General features: G+C 70.6%; 5 protein-coding genes. 1 reads left to right on the forward strand and 4 read right to left on the reverse strand.

What is annotated here, in order from left to right; translation table 11 throughout:
• Positions 1-112 precede the first annotated feature (112 nt).
• From modA to ACFWY6_RS02760, 4 genes are all read right to left on the reverse strand, one after another.
• Positions 113-940: a molybdate ABC transporter substrate-binding protein gene (gene modA, locus ACFWY6_RS02745; RefSeq protein WP_384685639.1), complete on the reverse strand. Its 828-nt coding sequence runs from the start codon at positions 938-940 to the stop codon at positions 113-115.
• A 178-nt stretch (positions 941-1,118) separates the two neighbouring features.
• Complete coding sequence (locus tag ACFWY6_RS02750) at positions 1,119-1,511, reverse strand: molybdopterin-binding protein (protein WP_384685642.1); 393 nt, start codon at positions 1,509-1,511, stop codon at positions 1,119-1,121.
• 14 nt (positions 1,512-1,525) lie between these two features.
• On the reverse strand, positions 1,526-1,945 hold the full coding sequence (locus tag ACFWY6_RS02755) for a molybdopterin-binding protein (protein ID WP_384685645.1): 420 nt from the start codon (positions 1,943-1,945) through the stop codon (positions 1,526-1,528).
• 265 nt (positions 1,946-2,210) lie between these two features.
• Positions 2,211-2,633 (reverse strand): MarR family winged helix-turn-helix transcriptional regulator, encoded by a 423-nt coding sequence (locus ACFWY6_RS02760; RefSeq protein ID WP_384685648.1) that lies wholly within the window; start codon positions 2,631-2,633, stop codon positions 2,211-2,213.
• Between the two features lie 190 nt (positions 2,634-2,823).
• Here ACFWY6_RS02760 and eno point away from each other — a divergent pair, with 190 nt between their 5' ends.
• Positions 2,824-4,125: a phosphopyruvate hydratase gene (gene eno, locus ACFWY6_RS02765; protein ID WP_384685651.1), complete on the forward strand. Its 1,302-nt coding sequence runs from the start codon at positions 2,824-2,826 to the stop codon at positions 4,123-4,125.
• Positions 4,126-4,297 lie beyond the last annotated feature (172 nt).

The following is a 4,297-nucleotide window of genomic DNA, read 5'->3' on the forward strand; positions in this document are numbered from 1 at the left end:
TCGGGCGCCCGCCGCCCCCGGCGCGCGCCCCCCCGCCCCCCCCCCGGCGCGCGCGCGCGGCGGCGGGCGGGGGGGGGGGGCGCCCCCCCCGCGCCGGACTTGTCGAGCCGGGTCACGGCTTGAGGAACCCGGCGGCCGTGAGGACCTTCTGGCCCTCGGCGGACTGGACGAGCTTGATGAACGCCTTCGCCGCGTCGGCGTTGGGCGCGTCCTTGAGCAGGGCGATCGGGTAGTCGTTGATGGCATCGGCCGACTCGGGGAAGTCCACGCCCTCCACCTTGTCGCCCGCGGCCTTCACATCGGTCTTGTAGACGACCGCGGCGTCGGCCTCCTTCAGCTCCACCTTCGTCAGGGCGCTCTTGACGTCCTGCTCGTACGAGACCGGGGTGAGCTTCAGGTCGCCGGCATCCAGCGCCTTCTGCGCGGCGGCACCACACGGCACCGTCTTGTCGCACAGGACGACCTTGAGGCCGGACGTGGTGAGGTCCTTCAGGGAGGCGACCTTGTCGGGGTTGCCCGGCAGGGTCGCGATCTCCAACTGGTTGCGGACGAAGGTGGACGGGGCGCCGGCCGCGTCCTTCTCGTCCGTCACGATCTTCATCGTCTTGGGGCTCGCGGCGGCGAACACATCGGCCGGAGCGCCCCCGGTGATGCCCGCGGCGAGCGAGTCGCTGCCGCCGAAGTTGAAGGTGACCTTCGTGCCGGGGTGGGCCTTCTCGAAGTCCTTGCCCAGGGCCGTGAAGCTCTCCTTGAGCGAGGCGGCGGCGAAGACGGTCACCGTTCCCGAGAGCTTCTTCGAAGAGGAATCGGACGAGTCCGACTTGGTCGAAGAGTCGTCGGACGAGGAGCAGGCGCTCAGCGCCAGCAACGCGGCGGCGCCCGCGCAGGCCACCTGCAAGGTACGGCGGGTGCGGCGGGTCCTGCGCGCGGATCGGGTCATCACGGTCTGCTCCTTTGAGTCCTGCTCCTGGCATGCGGGGATCATCCTGCCGCATATGCGAGGGGTAAGTCTCCTGTCGCATCGCATGAGCCGGATGAATGGGAGGCAGGGGTGGTATGTGCGTTTGCACGGGGAGGCGGTGCAGGCAACGGCGTCCGGGAGGCAGTGGCCAGGTGCGTCAGGGCCGGTCGATATGTACGTTGGTCGACTTCACGCGGGCGGTGGCCTCCATGCCGACCTCGAGGCCCAGCTCCTCCACGGCCTCCCGGGTCAGCAGCGAGACCAGTCGATGTGGACCGGCCTGGATCTCCACCTGCGCCGCGACATCGCCGAGCCGCACACCGGTCACGATGCCCGGGAAGGCGTTGCGGACGGAGGTGTAGGACGCGTCTTCGTCAGCACCTTGCCTGGCGAGCTCGACGGAGAAGGCGGCCAGGTCCCGCCCGTCGATGAGCCGGCGCCCGCCTTCATCCCGATGGGTGGTCACGCGCCCGGCATCGGCCCACCGACGCACGGTGTCCGGACTCACGCCCAGCAGGCGGGCCGCCTGCCCGATGGTGTAGCGCTGCATGACCGCAACAATAGTCAGGCGGTGGCGAGCGAGATCTCGGTCGACTTGATGAGCGCGACGACGGGGGAGCCGGAGGCCAGGTTCAGGTCTGTGACGGCATCGTTCGTGATGGCGGCGGTGAGCGCACCGCCCTCGACACCGACCTTGACGGAAGCCATGGCGCCGCCGGTGGAGATGTCCGTGACCGTGCCCGCGATCTGATTGCGGATGGAGACGCCCTGGACCGGGCCGGTGGCCAGCGAAACCTCGGTGGATTTCACGAGGATCGTCACCACTGAGCCCTCGGTGAAGCCAAGGTCCTCGACGGACTCGCTGGTGATCGCGGCGGTGATGTCCTGGCCGCCCGCGAGACGGACCTTGACGGTCGCCATGGCCTCGCCGGCGGTGACGGAGGAGACGGTGCCGGGAATCTGGTTGCGGATGCTCAGGGTCATGGGGTGCTGCCTCACGGGTCGTCAGATGGGTCGTCAGATGGGCGGGGCCGCAGCGGCGGCCGCCGTTCCTCGAACCTATGACGGCCGCGAACGGACTGCTGGGACCCCGTCGCGCCCACCAGGGCGATCCCGCCTTGAGGATGGCAGATGGAGCAAGGCGGCAACCGGGCCCGGGTGCCCATGACCGGGGCGTACTACGGCCGCCCTGAACTCCTCCTGAACCCCGCCGCCCGCCAAGCCTGCTCGGCCCGTGACAGAACACGCTTCAGCGCGCGGCGAGCCGCTCCATCAGGGCGGCGCTGCGCGCCAGGACGTCCCGCTCCTCGTCGGTGAGCTCGCTCTCGATGGCCTGGGCGAGCCAGCCGACCCTGCGCCCGCGCTCCGCCTCAAGGGCGGCCTGTCCCGCGGGGGAGAGCTCGACCAGGGACTTGCGGCCGTCCGTGGGATGCGCCCGGCGGACGACCAGGCCCTGCTCCATGAGCAGCCCGACCGCACGGGCCATGGACTGGGGGCGTACGCGCTGATCCGCGGCGAGATCACTGGTGGTCATGGCCCCGTCGCGATCAAGGGTGCCGAGCACGGAGACCTGGCCGTGCGGAATCCGGTCCTCGTGCTTCACGCGGCGCGTGAGCTTACCCATCGCGGTACGCAGTTCGGTGGCGACGGCGGCGGGTTCCGGGGTGGGCATGAGGCACTTTAACCGGTGATCAGCAGCGGGCCTGCGCACCCTGTCTGTACAGCTTTGCTGAACAGCACAACTGAACAGCACAACTGAACAGCTGAACTGAACAGCATTGCTGTAGAGTCGGCGTCGTCGCGGCACGCGCCAGCGTTGTCGCAGCAGGGCCGCGGCGTGTGTAAAACGCGAAGGACCTCCCATGGTTTCCAGGGCAGTTGAATCCACCGTCATTCAGTCCGTCACCGCCCGCAGGGTGCTCGACAGCCGGGGCAACCCCACCGTCGAGGCCGATGTCCTTCTCGCCGACGGATCCCTCGGTCGCGCCGCGGTCCCGTCCGGCGCCTCCACCGGCGCACGCGAAGCGGTGGAGCTGCGGGACGGGGATCCCGGGCGCTGGCACGGCAAGGGCGTCGACCGTGCGGTGGCCCACGTCAACGGCGACATCGCGTCCGCGGTCGTGGGGCGCGACGCCGACGACCAGGCCGGTCTCGATGCCGCGCTCGTCGCACTCGACGGTACGGCGGACAAGTCCCGCCTCGGCGCCAACGCACTCCTCGGCGTCTCCCTCGCCGCCGCCAAGGCCGCCGCGGCGGCCCACCGCCAGCCTCTCTACCGCTACCTCGGCGGGGCCGACGCCCGTCTTCTCCCGCTGCCGATGATGAACATCATCAACGGCGGCGCCCACGCCGACAATCCGCTGGACTTCCAGGAGTTCATGATCGCTCCAGTGGGCGCGGAGACCTTCGCCGAAGCCGTCCGCATGGGATCCGAGGTCTTCCACACGCTCCGCCGCGACCTGCTGTCCGCCGGGCACGCCACGGGCGTCGGCGACGAGGGTGGCTTCGCGCCCGCGCTGCGCACCGCGGAGGAGGCACTCGACTTCGTCATGGCAGCCATCGACCGCACCGGATACCGGCCCGGCACGGACATCGGCCTTGTCATGGACCCGGCCTCGTCGGAGTTCTTCCAGGGCGGTACGTATGTGTACGCGGGCGAGGGCGTGCACCGTACGCCCACCGAGCACGTCGACTACTTGGCCAAGCTGATCGACGCGTACCCGATCGTCTCCATCGAGGACCCGATGGCCGAGGACGACCTGGACGGCTGGCGGGAGCTGACCGCCCGCGTCGGCGACCGCTGCCAGCTCACCGGCGACGACGTGTTCTGCACCAACGAGGATCTGCTGCGCGAGGGCATCCGCACCGGCGTCGGCAACTCCGTCCTGGTCAAGGTCAACCAGATCGGCACCCTCACCGAAGCCCTGGCCACGGTCGCCACCGCGCACCGTGCGGGTTGGACCGTCGTCATGTCGCACCGCTCCGGCGAGACGGAGGACACCACCATCGCGGACCTGGCGGTGGCGACGGGCTGCGGCCAGATAAAGACCGGGTCGCTGTCCCGGTCCGACCGTACGGCGAAGTACAACCAACTCATCAGGATCGAGGAGGAGTTGGGCGCGTCGGCACGGTACGCGGGCGGAGCGGCACTGCACCGCTCCTGACGCAATCGGCCGCGCCGGGAACAGCCGGTCCGGTCGGCACGGTTGCATCGACCGAGGGACCGGCGGCGCCGCCGGGCCCGGGGGGGGGGGGGGGGCGGCGAGCCCGCCCCCCACGCCCGGGGCGCCCCCACTCGGGAGACACGCGTCTGGGCGCGCCGGGGCGCGCTCCCGC

It is taken from the genome of Streptomyces sp. NPDC059037 (genome assembly GCF_042740015.1).
GTDB lineage: Bacteria > Actinomycetota > Actinomycetes > Streptomycetales > Streptomycetaceae > Streptomyces.